General features: G+C 39.8%; 15 protein-coding genes and 1 tRNA gene. 15 read left to right on the top strand and 1 reads right to left on the bottom strand.

The window, feature by feature from the left end; genetic code table 11:
• Nucleotides 1–9: 9 nt before the first annotated feature.
• Nucleotides 10–83: transfer RNA gene (locus AWN68_RS14270), tRNA-Pro, on the bottom strand.
• Nucleotides 84–694: 611 nt separating this feature from the next.
• On the opposite strand from AWN68_RS14270, the gene AWN68_RS14265 reads away from it, so the two are divergent.
• From AWN68_RS14265 to AWN68_RS14195, 15 genes are all read left to right on the top strand, one after another.
• Nucleotides 695–1,942 (top strand): cytochrome c3 family protein, encoded by a 1,248-nt coding sequence (locus AWN68_RS14265; protein ID WP_068417038.1) that lies wholly within the window; start codon nucleotides 695–697, stop codon nucleotides 1,940–1,942.
• A 37-nt stretch (nucleotides 1,943–1,979) separates the two neighbouring features.
• A complete protein-coding gene (locus AWN68_RS14260) occupies nucleotides 1,980–5,096 on the top strand; it encodes a TAT-variant-translocated molybdopterin oxidoreductase (RefSeq protein ID WP_068417005.1) in 3,117 nt (1,038 codons plus the stop codon).
• 19 nt (nucleotides 5,097–5,115) lie between these two features.
• A complete protein-coding gene (gene nrfD / locus AWN68_RS14255; protein WP_068417003.1) occupies nucleotides 5,116–6,480 on the top strand; it encodes an NrfD/PsrC family molybdoenzyme membrane anchor subunit in 1,365 nt (454 codons plus the stop codon).
• Nucleotides 6,481–6,482: 2 nt separating this feature from the next.
• On the top strand, nucleotides 6,483–7,016 hold the full coding sequence (locus tag AWN68_RS14250; protein WP_068417000.1) for a DUF3341 domain-containing protein: 534 nt from the start codon (nucleotides 6,483–6,485) through the stop codon (nucleotides 7,014–7,016).
• Nucleotides 7,017–7,029: 13 nt separating this feature from the next.
• Nucleotides 7,030–7,647: a c-type cytochrome gene (locus tag AWN68_RS14245; RefSeq protein ID WP_245658014.1), complete on the top strand. Its 618-nt coding sequence runs from the start codon at nucleotides 7,030–7,032 to the stop codon at nucleotides 7,645–7,647.
• Nucleotides 7,648–7,666: 19 nt separating this feature from the next.
• The gene (locus AWN68_RS14240; protein WP_068416995.1) at nucleotides 7,667–9,085 is read left to right on the top strand and encodes a quinol:cytochrome C oxidoreductase; all 1,419 of its coding nucleotides are present in this window, start codon (nucleotides 7,667–7,669) and stop codon (nucleotides 9,083–9,085) included.
• A gap of 18 nt (nucleotides 9,086–9,103) precedes the next feature.
• A complete protein-coding gene (locus AWN68_RS14235) occupies nucleotides 9,104–10,144 on the top strand; it encodes a cytochrome c oxidase subunit II (RefSeq protein WP_068416992.1) in 1,041 nt (346 codons plus the stop codon).
• 18 nt (nucleotides 10,145–10,162) lie between these two features.
• Nucleotides 10,163–12,037, top strand: coding sequence for a cytochrome c oxidase subunit I (locus tag AWN68_RS14230; RefSeq protein ID WP_068416990.1), 1,875 nt, complete (start codon nucleotides 10,163–10,165; stop codon nucleotides 12,035–12,037).
• A complete protein-coding gene (locus tag AWN68_RS14225; RefSeq protein ID WP_068416987.1) occupies nucleotides 12,018–13,067 on the top strand; it encodes a COX15/CtaA family protein in 1,050 nt (349 codons plus the stop codon). The genes AWN68_RS14230 and AWN68_RS14225 overlap by 20 nt, the downstream gene beginning before the upstream one ends.
• A gap of 4 nt (nucleotides 13,068–13,071) precedes the next feature.
• Complete coding sequence (gene cyoE / locus AWN68_RS14220) at nucleotides 13,072–13,974, top strand: heme o synthase (RefSeq protein ID WP_068416984.1); 903 nt, start codon at nucleotides 13,072–13,074, stop codon at nucleotides 13,972–13,974.
• Nucleotides 13,974–14,558, top strand: a complete 585-nt coding sequence (locus AWN68_RS14215) for a cytochrome c oxidase subunit 3 (RefSeq protein ID WP_068416981.1) — start codon at nucleotides 13,974–13,976, stop codon at nucleotides 14,556–14,558. Before cyoE ends, AWN68_RS14215 begins: the two co-directional genes overlap by 1 nt.
• Before the next feature lie 16 nt (nucleotides 14,559–14,574).
• Entirely contained in the window at nucleotides 14,575–15,339 is a 765-nt protein-coding gene (locus tag AWN68_RS14210) for a cytochrome c oxidase subunit 3 (protein WP_068416979.1), read from the top strand.
• A gap of 16 nt (nucleotides 15,340–15,355) precedes the next feature.
• A complete protein-coding gene (locus AWN68_RS14205; RefSeq protein WP_068416976.1) occupies nucleotides 15,356–15,727 on the top strand; it encodes a cytochrome C oxidase subunit IV family protein in 372 nt (123 codons plus the stop codon).
• A gap of 75 nt (nucleotides 15,728–15,802) precedes the next feature.
• Entirely contained in the window at nucleotides 15,803–16,402 is a 600-nt protein-coding gene (locus AWN68_RS14200; RefSeq protein ID WP_068416973.1) for a hypothetical protein, read from the top strand.
• The gene (locus tag AWN68_RS14195) at nucleotides 16,395–16,937 is read left to right on the top strand and encodes a DUF420 domain-containing protein (protein ID WP_068416968.1); all 543 of its coding nucleotides are present in this window, start codon (nucleotides 16,395–16,397) and stop codon (nucleotides 16,935–16,937) included. Before AWN68_RS14200 ends, AWN68_RS14195 begins: the two co-directional genes overlap by 8 nt.
• The last annotated feature ends 13 nt before the right edge of the window (nucleotides 16,938–16,950 follow it).

Here is a 16,950-nt window from a genome sequence, read left to right as displayed (position 1 = left end):
CTTTTGTTGTCGGGGTGGCAGGATTCGAACCTACGACCTCCTCGTCCCAAACGAGGCGCGATACCGGGCTACGCTACACCCCGAACTTTTATTTTACAGGAGTTCGGATCCCAATTTCTTTCAGTCTTTATTCAGTAAATCAAGACTATTTTTCTATGCTTTTGTAGACCGTTGTCTCAATTGCGAGTGCAAATATAGGGATAATTTTTATTACACAATAGGTCTGATGAAATTTTTATTCAGTGAAATAAAATGGTTCTCAAAGGGTTTTTATGATCTGTATTTAATAGGAGTAGAGACTTCAAATCTTATTGAATATTAAGAGTAAAACTAGAAGAGTGCTAATCTAGCTGACAGCCAATCAGATACACAAATCAAGGAATATGGCGGCTGAATAAAGGTTTGTCCTTGTAAAGATTAACCTTGTTTAATCTTTAAGTATTGCTTGTGAAAATCGTTTTGTATACAGGGTTACGCTAATTCTGTTTGTTTGGGCTATTTATAATAATTCTAAATAAATAAGAGCGGTAATCTATGCTCGTAAATGTCTGTTAATGAATTGAATATGTGGTTTTTTTACCTGTTTCGACCACTCGTGTACTATCTAAACTTTAGTTTGAAATAAGGCATTCCGGTACTACCTTTGTCTCGATTTTACGTGATGAGACAATCTGTGACTCTAACTATTGATTACATGTTATCCAAAAAACTACTAGTCCGCTTCGCGACAGCATGCTTGTTTGTATGTTGTTTTGTTTTTTCTGGCCAAGAAGCCCTTGCCCAGAGAGATAAAATTCCAACCGATGAAGCAATCATCAAAAATGGAGAAGGTCTCTTCAAAGAATACGCCTGTAACTCATGCCATGCGGTAGACAAGAAAGTTGTCGGTCCTGCATTGGCTGGTGTTTATGATAGGAGAGAACTTGATTGGATTTATTCGTGGGTAAGAAATTCTCAAGCTTTAGCTGAAAGTGGGGATGCCCAGGCCGTATCACTTATTAAAGAGTACAATGGTGCTGTAATGCAGCCCTTCGATCTTGCTGATGATCAGATATTAGCTATTCTGGCTTATGTAAGACATGCCGAAGAAAATCCTCCAGTAGAAGCTACGCCAGCTACGGGTGCCGCTGTAGGAGACGGAACTGCCCAAGCAGGTGGTGTGCCTTCAGAGTACCTTAATGTAATCATGGTTACCTTGATTGTAGTATTGGTGTTACTATTAATAGTATTGGTCATTATCATCAACTTTGTTAGCCGTTACTTAAAGGACAAGAAAGAGCTTACTGAGACCGATCAAGAAATTGTTAATGAGAAGTTCAGTATTACTGCCTTCTTAAGAAGTCCAACCGTTATAGGTATCATTACCTTCCTTGTGGTTGCGTTGGCTGCCAAAAATGTAATTGACGGCCTTTATACTGTGGGTGTACAACAAGGTTACGCTCCAACTCAACCAATTGCATTCTCACATGAGTTGCACGCTGGTTTATATGAGATTGACTGTCAGTATTGCCATACTGGTGTTGAAATTGCAAAGAACGCTAACATTCCTTCAGTGAATATCTGTATGAACTGCCACAGTGATATTAAAACAGATTCACCTGAGATTCAGAAATTATATGCTGCTCAAGAGAGTGGAAAGCCAATTGAGTGGGTGCGTGTTCATAACTTACCTGATTTGGCTTATTTCAATCACTCACAGCACGTAACGGTAGGTGAGATTGCTTGCCAGACTTGTCATGGTGAGGTTCAAGAAATGGAGGTTGTTCAACAGTTTGCTCCTTTAACGATGGGCTGGTGTATTGACTGCCATAGAAATACAGATGTAAATACGCAGGGTAACGGATATTACGATAAGTTGGTGGAGATGCATAACGCAACCTCGAAAACACCAATGAAAGTAGCCGATATCGGTGGTTTGGAATGTGCTAAATGTCACTATTAATTTATTGAATAGAATTTCGATTTCTGATTGATATACAATGAAAGAAAATCAAAAAACATACTGGAAAGGGATAGAGCAGTTAACTAACGAGCCTTCGTTTGTTAAGAGCGCTGAGAAGGAATTTCCGGAATACCTTCCTATCAACGAAAACGGTGAAGGAAGCAGTAACAGAAGGGACTTCTTAAAATTAATGGGCTTTGGTATCGCAGCGGCTTCTTTGGCAGCTTGTGAAACTCCAATAAGGAAAGCTATTCCTTATTTGAATAAGCCTGTTGATGTTGATCCGTCTATTCCTAATTATTATGCTTCTACCTATGTAAATGGCGGTGACGCTGTAAGTATAGTCGTAAAAACTAGAGAAGGTCGTCCGATTAAAATTGAAGGAAACAAGTTTTCTTCAATGACAAAAGGTGGTACTAATGCTCAAGTAGAGGCTTCTGTACTTTCATTATATGATAAAGAAAGGCTTGTAGGGCCTAAAAAGGCGGGTTCAAAAACTGAATGGGATACTTTAGATAAAGAAGTAATTGCCAAGTTGGGCGAAATTTCTGCTAAAGGAGGTCAAATTAGAATTGTTAGTAATTCTGTTTTGAGTCCTACTACTAAAAGAGCTATAAGCGAGTTTTCTGCTAAATATCCAACAGCACAACACATAAGTTACGATTCATCTTCGGCTTATGGTATTTCTGAAGGAAACAGAAGATCGTTTGGTACTTCAATGGTACCATCATACGATTTCAGCAAGGCGAAAACAATTGTGAGTGTAGGTGCCGATTTCTTAGGTACTTGGATTTCACCAATTGAATTCACTAAGCAATACTCAAGAACAAGAAAAATTAGCGCGGAACACCGTGAAATGTCTAGACACTACCAATTTGAGTCTAACCTTTCATTATCTGGTGCAAACGCAGATTATAGAACAGGCATCAGGCCTTCACAAGCTGGACCTTTAGTAGCTGCCATTTATAATGGTATTGCGGCTAAAGCGGGACAAGCGAAAGTGAATGGTGGAAATGCTGGCGATGTTGCTCATGTAACGGCAGCCATCAATGAACTTTGGACGAATAGAGGTGCAGGCCTTGTAGTTTCTGGCTCAAACGACCCTGTAGTTCAGGTGTTGGTGAATGGTATTAATACCATGCTAGGTAATTACGGTGCTACTATTAATGTAAATGCACCACTTCATTTCCGTCAAGGAGATGATCAAGCCATGAGTTCTTTTGTGAAAGATGCTAATGCTGGTTTAATTGGCGCAGCAATCTTCTTTAACTGTAACCCAGTTTACGATTCCGCTGATGGACAAGCATTACAAGCTGGTTTGGCTAAAGTTTCTCTGAAAATATCTACATCAGATAGAATGGATGAAACTGCTGCTTTAGTAGACTATATTGCTCCTGATCATCATTATTTAGAGCAGTGGAATGATGTTGAACTAAGAACTGGTCACTTCAGTTTAGTTCAGCCAACTATTGCGCCTCTTTTCAGTACTCGCCAAGCACCAGAGACTTTCTTGAAATGGTCTGGGAAAACTGTAGAGTATTACTCTTACCTACAAGACAACTGGAGAGAGAACTTCTTCACAAAGCAATCAGACACTTCTAACTTCCAGACATTCTGGGACAAAACTTTGTTTGATGGTGTATTTGAGACAGGAGGAAACAACGATACTTTATCTTATGAGTTTAGTGCAGCTGCGCCAGCCGCAACAAGCATAGCTCAGAACTATAAGAGAAATGGAGAAGGCCTTGAGTTGGCACTCTATGAAAAAATAACGATTGGCAATGGATCAATGGCCAATAACCCTTGGTTACAAGAGGCTTCAGATCCAATTGCAAAAACAACTTGGGATAACTACTTAACTGTTTCTCAAGCGCAAGCCGAAGAGTGGGGCATCAAAATGAATGATGGCACCACTGAAAAGGTAACACTTACAGTAGGTAATACTTCAGTGACTTTACCAGTGTTAATCCAACCAGGACAAGCTGCTGGAACTGTAGGTTTGGCCTTAGGTTACGGAAGAACTAGCGCAGGTAGGGTAGGGAATGAAGTGGGTGTCAATGCATATCCGTTCACTACCAAGTTGAATGGAGCTAATGTATATGATGTATTTGCTGGAGTTTCTGTTGAGAAAACAGGCGAGTCATACAGAATAGCCCAAACACAGACACACCAGACTTACATGGGCAGATCCAATGTAATTCAGGAGTCAACTCTAAGTGCTTATCAAAAAGATACTAAAGCGGGAAGAGAATATCCGTTGATTTACAAGGAAGGAGAATACATTAAACCTTCTAAAATCACGCTTTGGGGAGGTCACGAATATAACAATCACCATTGGGGATTGGCCATTGATATGAACTCTTGTACCGGTTGCGGTGCATGTACGGTTGCTTGTCAGGCAGAGAATAACATTCCTGTAGTTGGGAAAGAAGAAGTATTGAATAGAAGAGAAATGGCTTGGATCAGAATTGATCGCTACTATAGCTCTGATGCTCCTGTTGATGATTTGATCGCCTTAGAAAAAGCTTCAGAAAATCCAGAAGTTACTTTCCAACCAATGATGTGTCAGCATTGTAATAATGCTCCTTGTGAGACTGTTTGTCCAGTAGCGGCTACAACACACAGTACGGAAGGTCTCAATCAAATGACTTATAACAGATGTATTGGTACAAGATATTGTGCTAACAACTGTCCTTATAAAGTAAGAAGGTTTAACTGGTTTAAGTATCACGACAATACGCAGTTCGACAAAAACCTTTCAATGAACAACGATTTGGGTAAAATGGTATTGAACCCAGATGTAACTGTTCGCTCAAGAGGTGTAATGGAGAAATGTTCAATGTGTGTGCAGAGAATCCAAGCGGGTAAACTTGCAGCCAAACGTGAAGACAGAAGACCTGTAGATGGCGAAATCAACATGGCATGTGCTTCGGCCTGTCCTGCTGATGCAATCACCTTTGGTGACTTGAACGACAAAAACTCTAGAATTTCTCAAGCTTTGAAAATCCAAGAGAAAGAAGACGGTCAAGGAGCAACTGAGCGTGTGGTGGAAGAAGACAGAGCTTATCACGTGTTGGAGGAAATCAACGTTAACCCTAACGTTTGGTATTTCACCAAAATCAGAAATAAGGAAAAACAATCAACTGAAGCTTAATTTTTAAAAGAGATACACTATGCAGGTTACTTCATCCGTAAGAACACCTTTGATAACAGGCGGTAAGACTGTCCATGACGTTACCGAGGATATCTGCAGGCAGGTAGAGGGCAAACCTTCCAAATCATGGTTATTGGGAATGGGGATGGCACTTACTGCCTTTGGCATTGGTTTCATCGCTGTAGCTGCTACGCTTTGGGAAGGAATTGGAATGTGGGGGCTAAACAAAACCGTAGGTTGGGCCTGGGATATTACCAACTTCGTATGGTGGGTAGGTATTGGTCACGCTGGAACCTTGATTTCCGCAGTGCTTTTACTCTTCCGTCAGAAATGGAGAATGGCGATTAACAGGGCTGCTGAAGCCATGACAATTTTTGCTGTAATATGTGCCGCAATGTTCCCCGTACTTCACATGGGAAGACCTTGGTTAGGTGCTTATTGGGCGTTGCCTTTGCCAAACACATTTGGTTCACTTTGGGTAAACTTTAACTCACCACTTCTTTGGGATGTATTTGCAATCTCTACATATTTCTCAGTATCACTCGTATTTTGGTATTTAGGTCTTGTACCTGATTTTGCTACCATTAGAGATAGAGCTACTGGAATAAGAAAGAAAATATATGGAGCACTAAGTCTTGGATGGGACGGAGCTGCTAGAACTTGGAGTAGATACGAGAGTGTATCTTTAATCCTTGCTGGTTTAGCAACACCTCTCGTACTTTCAGTACACACTATTGTATCTTTTGACTTTGCAACTTCAGTAATACCAGGCTGGCACACCACGATTTTCCCTCCATACTTTGTGGCTGGAGCGATTTTCTCTGGATTCGCCATGGTATTGACCTTGATGTTGGTCACCAGAAGACTATTTAAATTAGAAGACTATATAACGATCGAGCACATTAGCTTGATGAACATTGTAATTACAGTTACGGGTTCAATTGTAGGTATTGCTTACATCACTGAGTTTTTCGTAGCATGGTATTCGGGTGTTCCTGCAGAGCAATATGCTTTCTTTAATAGAATGCAAGGACCTTACTGGTGGGCATACTGGTCAATGATGACTTGTAATGTGATTTCTCCACAGTTATTCTGGTCTAAGAGAATCAGAACAAGTATTTCGGCTACCTTCATTATTTCAATTATTGTAAACATTGGAATGTGGTTCGAGAGATTTGTAATTATCGTTACATCATTGCATAGAGATTATCTTCCATCATCTTGGTCTATGTTCTACCCAACGGTTTACGACATGGGAGTATACTTATTTACGTTCGGGTTATTCTTTACCGCATTCTTGTTATTTGCTAAGTTCTTCCCTGTGGTGAACATGGCCGAAATTAAAAGTATTGTTAAATCTTCATCAGAAAAACAGACTGCATAATTATGAGCGATTCTAGAAACTTTGTTCTCGGGGTTTTTGATGACGAGGACGTATTATTAAGTGCAGTACGAAAGGTGAGAGGTGCTGGTGTCAAAATTGACGAGGTGTATTCTCCATTCCCTGTACACGGGCTTGATGATGAACTAGGCTATAAGAGATCTAGGCTTCCAATTGCCGCCTTTATGTTTGGTATATTAGGAACTTCCTTAGCATTAACCATGCAGTATTGGATGCTAGGGGTAGATTGGCCAATGATTATTGGTGGTAAAGACTTTACGCCACTACCAGATTTTATTCCTGTAACTTTTGAGCTAACGGTATTACTTGCAGCTTTTGGTATGGTAGGTACTTTCTTGGTGAGTAGTGACTTGAAACCATGGAAAGATCCTAAGATGCTTGACTTAAGAATTACCGATGATAAGCATATCATGGCAATTGACTTGGGTAAAAACAAATCAATGGATGCTCAAACAATCAATGGTGTATTGAAAGATTCAGGTGCTGTTGAAGTGAACGATAAAGAAGTTGAAGACTAAGCTAAAGATGATCATGTTGAATAGATTGAAAGCATTTTTACCACTCATAGCGATCTTTGCTCTGGCTTCTTGTAATGCCAGTGGCGATAACCCAGGTACGGAATATGCACCTCAAATGTATCATTCAATACCTTACGAGCCATTGACGCAAATCAAGGACAAGGATAGAGGCGAATGGTTAAGTAATAGAGAAGATGGATTGGGTGAGTTTTATAACTCTAACCCAAACAATCCTTACGAACAAAATGTAATGATGCCAGTAGCAGGTACTGTAAGAAGAACTGCTGATGGTGTACTTCCATATCGTTTAGAAAAAGATGACATCGAAGCGGCTAGCCTTATGGAAAACCCTTTAGCTGATACACCAGAAATTCTGGCAGAAGGTAAGAGGCTATATGAATTGTATTGTGACCATTGTCACGGGCCAAGTGGTCAAGCTGATGGATTAGTAGCACCAGTTTTTCTTGGTGTTCCTCCCTATACGGCCCCGGCTCAGAGAGATCTTTCAGAAGGACATATTTTCCATGTAATTACTTATGGAATCAGAAGAATGGGAGCCCATGGTTCTCAAATCAGTCCAGAGAAAAGATGGAAAATTGTGAAGTATGTTAAAGAATTGCAAAAGCAGTAACCCCCAAATTTTTTAGAAAATGGCAAAAGAAAGATTTGAATTTACGACAGGCTTAAAAAAGAAGCTTTATCTCGTAGCCATCATTGGGTTTGTATTGCTGCTTGTAAGTGCAATATTCCCAGGCGGAGGACATGAAGCAGCCACAGGAGATCATGAAGGAACGGAGCAACACGATGCTGGAGCTTCTGATGATCATGAAACAAACGCTAGCGAAGACCACAGTGGTGGTGATAGTGACGCCCATGGCGGAATGGTATCTGATGAATCAGGTGAAGGACACGAAGCAGGAGCAGCTGACAACGGTGGTTGGCTAAAAAGGCTTGGTGTAAACCTTTGGATCAACAATGTTTACTTTGTTGGCTTAGGCTTAATTGGAATATTCTTCTTCACACTACAGTATGCATCTCAAGCGGGATGGTCTACTTATTTGTTGAGAGTACCCTTAGCAATGGGGAGTTGGTTGCCATATGCATTTGTGCTTATGATCGCTACTTTCTTTATTTTCGGTCATGACATATTTCACTGGACACATAGTGACTTATATAACAAATTTCTACCTAATGGAGATTTGAACACTCATTTCGATGCATTGATTGCAGGAAAAAGCAGCTATTTCTTTCTTCCTTTAGAAGGAGGTTCTTTCCCAGTTTTCTTTGTGTTAAGAATGACATTGTTCTTCGGAGCATGGTATTTCTTGTTCAAAAAAATCAAGTCTTTGGCTATGGCCGAAGATGAACTAGGTGGAGACAGCTATTGGTTTAAAATGAGAAAATTCTCAGCAATATTCTTAGTGGTATTTGCTGTAACTTCATCAATAGCAGCTTGGGATTGGATCATGTCAATTGACGTTCACTGGTTCTCTACCATGTTTGGTTGGTATGTGTTTGCAAGTTGGTGGGTAACAGGCTTGGCCTTTATTACACTTGTAACTATTTTATTGAAGGAAGCGGGTTACTTATCACAAGTAACGGCCAATCACTTACATGATTTGGGTAAATTCATTTTCGCTTTCAGCATCTTCTGGACGTACATCTGGTTCTCTCAATTCCTATTGATTTACTACGCAAACATTCCTGAGGAATCAGTATACTTTGTAGAAAGATTGTTGAGTGATAAATACGCACCATTCTTCTTCATTAATCTAATCATGAACTTCCTTTTCCCACTCCTTACGTTTATGACGAGGGATGCAAAACGATTGAATGTATTCTTGAAAATCGTTTGTATCGTGGTTTTGGCAGGTCATTGGATCGATTTCTACTTGATGGTAACACCAGGTACTATGGGCGAAAATGGCGCATTTGGACTTACAGAAATTGGCTTGTTCTTGGTATTCGGAGTAGCGTTTGTGTTCGTCACCTTAAGTGCCTTATCTAAGTCTGCGTTGGTGGCTAAAAACCATCCAATGTATGAAGAGGCAAAACATCATCATATTTAATAAGAGTAAATTAAAGATATGTTCGGGTTTTATATAGTTTTAGCGATTTTCTTAGTACTGGCGATCCTTTTGTTGATCTTCAGAGTAAGTAGATTGATCAGTATTGTAAAAGGTTCTGATGAGAAGTCAATCACAGGAAGTAATGAGGTGAATGCCATTCTGATGGTGGTTTTCATGGTGCTCTTCTTCGGTTTAATGGCATGGTATTCATATGCATACTTTGATTCGTATGATCCCCCTGTGGCATCTGATCATGGTGTACTTACGGATAAGTTGTTCTGGAGAACAATGTGGATTACGGGTATTGTATTTATAATTACTCACATTTTACTTTTTGTATTTGCCTATAAGTACAGGTATAGAGAGAATCATAGAGCTGAATTTTATCCGCACAACAATAAACTAGAGCTTTTATGGACAGGTGTACCTGCTATTGTTTTGACATGGTTGGTAATATCTGGTTTTGCAGCTTGGTCTGACATTACAAGTAAGGCACCAGAGGATGCAGAACAAATTGAAATTACTGGGCAACAATTTGCTTGGTTGATTCGCTATGGTGGAATGGACAATGAGGTTGGAGCTTATGACTATCGTTTGATCGATGCTACGAATCAATTGGGGGTTGACTTTACAGACAAGAACAACTTTGATGACTTCGAAAACATTTCGATTGTCCTTCCTAAAGGAAGGCCTGTATTATTGAAAATTAGAGCGAAGGACGTATTGCATAGTGTTTACATGCCTCATATGAGGTTAAAAATGGATGCTGTTCCTGGTATGCCAACTCAGTTTTGGTTTGTTCCGAATAAAACAACGGAAGAAATGCGAATTGAGGAAAACAATCCTGAATTCAACTTTGAATTGGCTTGTGCTGAAATTTGTGGTACTTCTCATTTTGCGATGAGAAAAGTTGTGACGGTGTTAGAGCCTGAAGAATACGACAAATGGAAAGCTGAGCAGAAATCTTGGTTATCAAAAAACCCAGATTATATGTCTCAGGTACCTGAGAATTTGAGAGAGTTGGCCGTAGTTACAGCGGGCATTAACGAGAGTAATTAATAAGACCAATATATTAAGATGGCAACAGCAACAAATATTGATGCACACGCACATGATGATCACGATCACGAGCATCATGAAACGTTCATCACAAAGTATATTTTCTCAATTGACCATAAGACGATTGCCAAGCAATTCCTAATTACGGGTATTCTATGGGCAATTATTGGTGCAGGCTTTTCTGCGATCTTTAGATTGCAATTGGGATTCCCTGAAGCAGATTTATCTTGGTTAAGACCGCTTTTGGGTAAATGGATTCAGCCTGAGGGTAGCTTAGATCCACAATTCTACTTGGCTTTGGTAACCATGCACGGTACCATCATGGTATTCTTTGTGTTAACAGCTGGCTTGAGTGGAACCTTTAGTAACTTCCTTATTCCATTACAAATTGGCGCAAGGGATATGGCCTCCGGCTTTATGAATATGCTTTCTTACTGGTTCTTTTTCCTTTCCAGTGTTATCATGTTTATCTCATTATTCTTAGAAACTGGACCTGCGTCAGGAGGTTGGGTGGTTTACCCACCGCTAAGCGCATTGCCACAGGCAATGGATGGTTCAGGACTTGGAATGACGTTGTGGCTTGTTGCTATCGTATTCTTTATTGTTTCTTCATTGTTGGGCGGTATTAACTATATCACCACAATTATTAACCTAAGAACAAAGGGAATGACCTTCTCGAGATTGCCGCTAACAATTTGGAGTTTCTTCCTTACAGCGGTGATTGGAGTATTATCTTTCCCTGTATTGTTTGCCGCAGCCCTACTATTGGTAATGGATAGAAGCTTTGGTACATCATTCTACTTATCTGAAATTTATATTGGAGGTGAGGCACTTCCAAATGTAGGCGGTAGCCCAATTCTGTATCAGCATTTATTCTGGTTCTTGGGTCACCCTGAAGTATATATTGTATTGCTACCTGCTTTAGGTATTACATCAGAAATTATTGCTACCAACTCTAGAAAACCAATCTTTGGCTATAAGGCCATGATTATTTCAATGTTGGGAATTACCGTGCTTTCATTCGTAGTTTGGGCGCACCATATGTTCGTGTCGGGATTAAGTCCATTCTTAGGTTCAATTTTTATGTTCCTAACGTTGATCATTGCGATCCCTTCAGCAGTAAAAGTATTTAACTACCTGACTACACTTTGGCGAGGGAATATCATTTTCACGCCTGCCATGATGTTCTCAATTGGACTAGTGTCTGTGTTTATCTCAGGTGGTATTACAGGTATTTTCCTAGGTAACTCGGCCATTGATATTCAGTTGCATGACACCTACTTTGTTGTAGCTCACTTTCACTTAGTAATGGGAGCCGCATCTTCTTTCGGATTATTGGCAGGGGTTTACCATTGGTTCCCTAAAATGTTCGGTAGAATGTTGGATAGAAAACTAGGCTACATTCACTTCTGGCTTACATTCATTGGTATTTACGCTGTATTCTTCCCTATGCACTATATAGGAATTGCAGGTTTCCCAAGAAGATATTACTCGTTCACCAACTTTGATGCATTCAGTGGATTCACTGACCTAAATGCATTCATTAGTGTGGCGGCAATCTTGACTTTCTTTGGTCAGTTTATATTCCTTTTCAACTTCTTCTACAGCATATTTAGAGGGAAGAAAGCTCCACTTAACCCGTGGAAGTCGAATACATTGGAATGGACAACTCCAAGGGTTCCTGGACATGGTAACTGGCCAGGTGAAATACCAACAGTTTACAGATGGCCTTACGATTACTCTAAGCCGGGTGCACCAGAAGACTTTATTCTTCAGACAGTACCTTTCTCAGAAACGATGGATTCTAATCTTCCACATGAGAATGATATGATCGCAATTGAGAAAGAGGAGAGCGCTAGTGAGATCGTAATTGATGGATCAAAAGGCCACTAACGGACGAGCTTTTAGACGGTTTTCTGCCGTCACGGTAATTGCGGTTTACCTCCTGATTTTAATTGGAGGAGTCGTAAGAACCACTGGGTCGGGAATGGGATGTCCAGACTGGCCCAAGTGTTTTGGGAGTTGGGTGCCACCAACAGATGTCAGTCAACTTCCTCCTGATTACAAAGAAGTTTACGCCTTAGAAAGGGCAGAGAAGAATAAGAGGTTTGTAAGTTACCTCACAGCGTTTGGTTTTGACGAGTTGGCTGATCAGATTTTAAATGATCCTGACATTCTAACTGAAGAAGAATTTAATGCTACTAAAACACTGACAGAATACATTAACCGCTTAGTGGGTGCGGTTATCGGACTTTTGATTTTCGGGACATTTATAATGTCTATTCGATATTGGAAAACCGATAGAACCATTACCGTTCTTTCTTTTATTGCATTTGTATTGGTTGGGTTTCAGGGGTGGATCGGGTCAATTGTAGTGAGTACTAACTTGTTACATTGGATGATTACTATTCACATGTTACTCGCTTTATTGATCGTTTGTCTGTTGATCTATGTGTATTATAGATCGAAAAGAGAAGTGCTTAATTTAAATCTGGAAGGAACTGCTAAGCTCAGAACAGTATTGTTGATTTGCTTCATTGCCACATTACCTCAAATTGTAATTGGAACACAAGTGAGGGAGGTTATCGATGTTGTGGCTGATCATTTCGCAAGAACAGAATGGATCGCGAAGCTGGGGACTGAGTTTCTAATTCATAGATCATACTCCATTTTATTGTTGGGCTTACACCTTTATTTGGTTTGGCTATTAACACTTAAAAAGGATGCTCCTCAAAAACTAAAGTTATACGGAGCGATTATGTTGCTGATTGTAGGTACGGAAGTTTTAAGTGGAGTGATTATGGCATATTTCGGTGTGCCAGCGGCTATACAGCCAATACATTTGTTATTAGGAACATTAATTATTGGAGTACAGTATTATGTACTGTTGCTTTTAGGAAATAAAAGAATACAAACAAGTTGACTGAATGATATCAGGTAGTTCTGCAAATATTGGAGTAGGGGAGTCAATCGCTCAAAAAGCCAAGGCTTATTTGGAGTTGGTTAAGATGAGACTATCACTTTTGGTGTCTTTCTCTTCTGCCTTTGGCTATGCCTTAGCCATGGGGGGCAATGTAGATTGGATGCAGTTAACCATGCTATTTATTGGTGGATTTTTAATTTCAGGCGCTTCTTGTACCATCAATCAAGTAATTGAAAAGGATTATGATGCGATGATGAAACGCACGCAAAATCGTCCTTTACCTACCAATCGACTTTCTAAAAATGAAGCCTTGTGGTTTGCAGCTATTGTGGCTGCTGCTGGTATTCTAGTGCTTTATTTGTCTACTAACTTATTAACCGTTGGTTTGGCTGTTTTATCAATGATACTGTACAGCTTTGTATATACACCATTGAAAAGAGTAGGACCAATAGCTGTGTTTGTGGGTGCCTTTCCTGGTGCATTACCTCCTTTATTGGGTTGGGTAGCAGCTACAGGTATGATTAGCCACGAGGCAATGATTATTTTCGGTATCCAGTTTATTTGGCAGTTTCCGCATTTCTGGGCAATTGCATGGGTAGCCGATGAAGATTACAAAAAGGCAGGTTTTAAACTTCTTCCTGTAAAAGGAGAAAAGGACATGAAGACGGCTTTTCAGATAATGACTTATACGCTATTCTTGATTCCGTTGGGCTTGTTGCCTACCTATTTTGGTATTACGGGCATTAATTCAGGAATAGTGGCTACCATTTGTGGGGTTTTGTTTTTGACGCAGACGATTAAGTTGATGCGCGATCAATCTAGAAAATCAGCATTGAGAATTATGTTTGGTTCATTTCTCTATTTACCGATCGTGCAGATTGCTTACTTATTGGACATGGTGAAATAATGACAGAAAATTATCAATTAGTGGATAACGCAGCGGAGCAACCGCTTTCAATGCATCCAAAGAAATTTGCGATGTGGTTGTTCATTGTTACCGTGGTAATGATATTCGCGGCTTTTACCAGTGCGCATATTGTAAGACAAGCCAGTGGAAACTGGTTGGAGTATGACTTGCCCTCTCTTTTCTGGAGCACCTCGGTAGTTATTATTGCGAGCAGTGGGTTTATGCATTGGGCATACCTTTCTGCAAAAAAGAACGATTTTGTAAAAGTACGAATAGCTTTAAGTATCACTTTTGTTTTGGGCATGGCTTTCCTGATAGGGCAGTTTATGGCCTGGGGGCAAATGGTTGATGCAGGTGTATTCTTTGTGGGTAATCCTGCAGGGAGTTTCTTGTACATCTTTACAGGTTTGCATGGTCTACATTTAGTAGCTGCTGTGATTTATCTTTTATATCTATTAGTTTCGTCTTTCAAGCTAAAAGTGAATTCTGAAAATATGTTGAACATGGAAATGTGCTCAACTTTTTGGCACTTTTTAGGCGGACTTTGGATATACTTGTTTATATTTTTATTACTTAACCATTAACTAGAACCTATTAACTATGGCTACTACAGCTACAGTCGGCAACAAGAGCTTATGGGCAGGTGGGGTTGCGCCTCTTAAGGCGAGCTATGGAAAACTCATGATGTGGTTTTTCCTGCTTTCAGATGCCTTCACTTTCTCCGGCCTTTTGATCACATACGCATTCCTTAGATGGAGTGCCCCTGCTTATAAAGGAGATCCTAGCGATTTTGTGTTCTCTACTGAATATTGGCCAATTCCAGAAAAGGTATATGATGCCTTCCCAGGAGTACATGGCCAAGAATGGCCCCTGATATTTGTAGGTCTAATGACTTTTATACTTATTCTAAGCTCGGTAACTATGGTTTTAGCCGTAGAAGCAGGTCAGAGAATGGATAAAAAGGGCGTGGTGAAATGGATGCTTTGGACCATTATTGGTGGTATTGCATTCTTAAGTTGCCAAGCTTGGGAATGGTCTCACTTTATTTCTGGAAGCGGTGTAGCCACTATCGGTGACGTTTTCTTAAACGGTAGATGGGTAGAGAACTATGAAATTATGGGAGCTGGCTTGAGCTTCAATCAATACGGACCACCAGCATTTGCTGCACTATTCTTCTTTATTACTGGTTTCCACGGTTTCCACGTATTCTCAGGAGTAGTCATTAATATCATTACTTTCTTCAATGCTGCCAATGGTATGTACGAAAGAAGAGGGCATTATGAAATGATTGAAAAAGTTGGTTTGTATTGGCACTTTGTAGATCTAGTTTGGGTCTTCGTTTTTACATTCTTCTATTTGATTTAAGGACATTATATATACTATGGAACAAACATCAAACGTGGTTGTACAACCAGTAGATAAGAACAAAATTCGCGGTATTTGGAAAATTGCAGGGATTCTTGCTCTCATTACGGCAATTGAATATGCATTTGCCTTTATGATGGATGCAGGCACACTTAGAAATGTAATCTTCGTGGGACTAACCATTGTTAAAGCATTTTACATTGTAAGTGAGTTTATGCACTTAGGACATGAGGTGAAAGGTTTAATATACTCGGTTATACTCCCAATGGTCTTTATTGTGTGGCTTATTGTAGCGCTAGTAGAGTTAGAAGGTGGTGCAGTGAAAAGCAGTAGAGGAACTGTTGATTATCATCCTGCCGGTTCTGAACAGGTCGATGACAGTCATTAGGGATAAGAACTATATTTAAGAATATTATAGAATCAGACTGAGCAATTGGTCTGATTTTTTGTTGAACGAAGTATTATGAAGAACAAGAAAGGACTATACTTATTCTTATTGATTCTGCTGCCAGCACTGATCTTTCTATTTCTGAAGGGCTTTGGCAAGAACCAATTTCAAATCCCAATTTACTATACCAATGGAATAGGGGATACTTTGCGTCAAGTAACTTGCTTGGAAAGAAATACAGAACAATACATAGTAAAGAGTCCAGAGCTAGAGATGGGTATCACTAAAGTGATCCATTTTGAAAGAATGGATGGGCCTGTGCTTAAAACAAGACTGGAAGAGCTAGAAAAGGTGCAGGATGTGTTTTATAACAATCCAGACATCCAGATGTTGTCGTACCTCAATCAGGCTTCAATTCAAACCGATGCGATTACGGGCTATAACCAACGAGTTACGTTTATGGATGAGTTCTGGCATTTCAAAGAACTTGATTCAACCAGCTGGAGCAATTTGAAATACTGTGGTATGGTAATGTCAGACCTCGACAACAGAGTGATATTGATAGATGCTAAAAATAGAATTAGAGGCTACTATAATATTATGGAGAGAGAAGAAACTGATAGGTTGATTCTTGAAGTAAGAATTTTGCAAACGATAGACTTAGAGAATGAGTAAGATTGATTTGAAGCAAAAGAAATCGATGCTTTGGATAAGGATTTTATCCGTAGCTATTCCCTTGGCTGTAGCCATATTACTAGGGCTGCCTCAGAAGCTTGATTTAGGAGACTGGGTGTATAATTTACCTCATGTAATTGGAGTGATCAACACACTTACTTCCCTTTGTTTGATCTTTGCTTTGATGGCCATTAAGGTAAAGAAGAACGTGGCCTTACACAGAAAGTTTAATACTGCTGCCCTTGTATTAGGAACGCTGTTTTTACTTTGCTACGTAACCTATCATGCTTCCGCACCTTCAACAGCATTTGAAGGAGAAGGCGCAATAAAGTCAGTTTATTATTTCTTCTTGATCAGCCATATTGTATTGTCAATTGGTGTAGTTCCCTTAGTGCTTTTGGCCTTTTTCTACGCTTGGAGTGGTATGATTGACAAACATAAGAAAATTGTGAAGTACACTTATCCCATTTGGTTATATGTGTCTGTCACAGGCGTTATTGTCTATTTAATGATCAGTCCTTATTATCAGTTTTAGTATAAAAGCATTA

Source organism: Roseivirga echinicomitans, from assembly GCF_001592935.1.
GTDB classification, from domain to species: domain Bacteria; phylum Bacteroidota; class Bacteroidia; order Cytophagales; family Cyclobacteriaceae; genus Roseivirga; species Roseivirga echinicomitans.
Note: the sequence above shows the minus strand (reverse complement) of the source record. Positions and strands in the feature narration are given on the sequence as shown.

Excerpts from the sequence above, each read along its gene's own strand:
- AWN68_RS14240 (WP_068416995.1), top strand. The coding sequence starts at position 7,667 with ATGGCAAAAGAAAGATTTGAATTTACGACAGGCTTAAAAAAGAAGCTT.
- AWN68_RS14205 (WP_068416976.1), top strand. The coding sequence starts at position 15,356 with ATGGAACAAACATCAAACGTGGTTGTACAACCAGTAGATAAGAACAAA.
- AWN68_RS14210 (WP_068416979.1), top strand. The coding sequence starts at position 14,575 with ATGGCTACTACAGCTACAGTCGGCAACAAGAGCTTATGGGCAGGTGGG.
- AWN68_RS14245 (WP_245658014.1), top strand. The coding sequence starts at position 7,030 with ATGTTGAATAGATTGAAAGCATTTTTACCACTCATAGCGATCTTTGCT.
- cyoE (WP_068416984.1), top strand. The coding sequence starts at position 13,072 with ATGATATCAGGTAGTTCTGCAAATATTGGAGTAGGGGAGTCAATCGCT.
- AWN68_RS14225 (WP_068416987.1), top strand. The coding sequence starts at position 12,018 with ATGGATCAAAAGGCCACTAACGGACGAGCTTTTAGACGGTTTTCTGCC.
- AWN68_RS14235 (WP_068416992.1), top strand. The coding sequence starts at position 9,104 with ATGTTCGGGTTTTATATAGTTTTAGCGATTTTCTTAGTACTGGCGATC.
- AWN68_RS14215 (WP_068416981.1), top strand. The coding sequence starts at position 13,974 with ATGACAGAAAATTATCAATTAGTGGATAACGCAGCGGAGCAACCGCTT.
- AWN68_RS14230 (WP_068416990.1), top strand. The coding sequence starts at position 10,163 with ATGGCAACAGCAACAAATATTGATGCACACGCACATGATGATCACGAT.
- AWN68_RS14260 (WP_068417005.1), top strand. The coding sequence starts at position 1,980 with ATGAAAGAAAATCAAAAAACATACTGGAAAGGGATAGAGCAGTTAACT.
- AWN68_RS14200 (WP_068416973.1), top strand. The coding sequence starts at position 15,803 with ATGAAGAACAAGAAAGGACTATACTTATTCTTATTGATTCTGCTGCCA.
- AWN68_RS14250 (WP_068417000.1), top strand. The coding sequence starts at position 6,483 with ATGAGCGATTCTAGAAACTTTGTTCTCGGGGTTTTTGATGACGAGGAC.
- AWN68_RS14195 (WP_068416968.1), top strand. The coding sequence starts at position 16,395 with ATGAGTAAGATTGATTTGAAGCAAAAGAAATCGATGCTTTGGATAAGG.
- AWN68_RS14265 (WP_068417038.1), top strand. The coding sequence starts at position 695 with ATGTTATCCAAAAAACTACTAGTCCGCTTCGCGACAGCATGCTTGTTT.
- nrfD (WP_068417003.1), top strand. The coding sequence starts at position 5,116 with ATGCAGGTTACTTCATCCGTAAGAACACCTTTGATAACAGGCGGTAAG.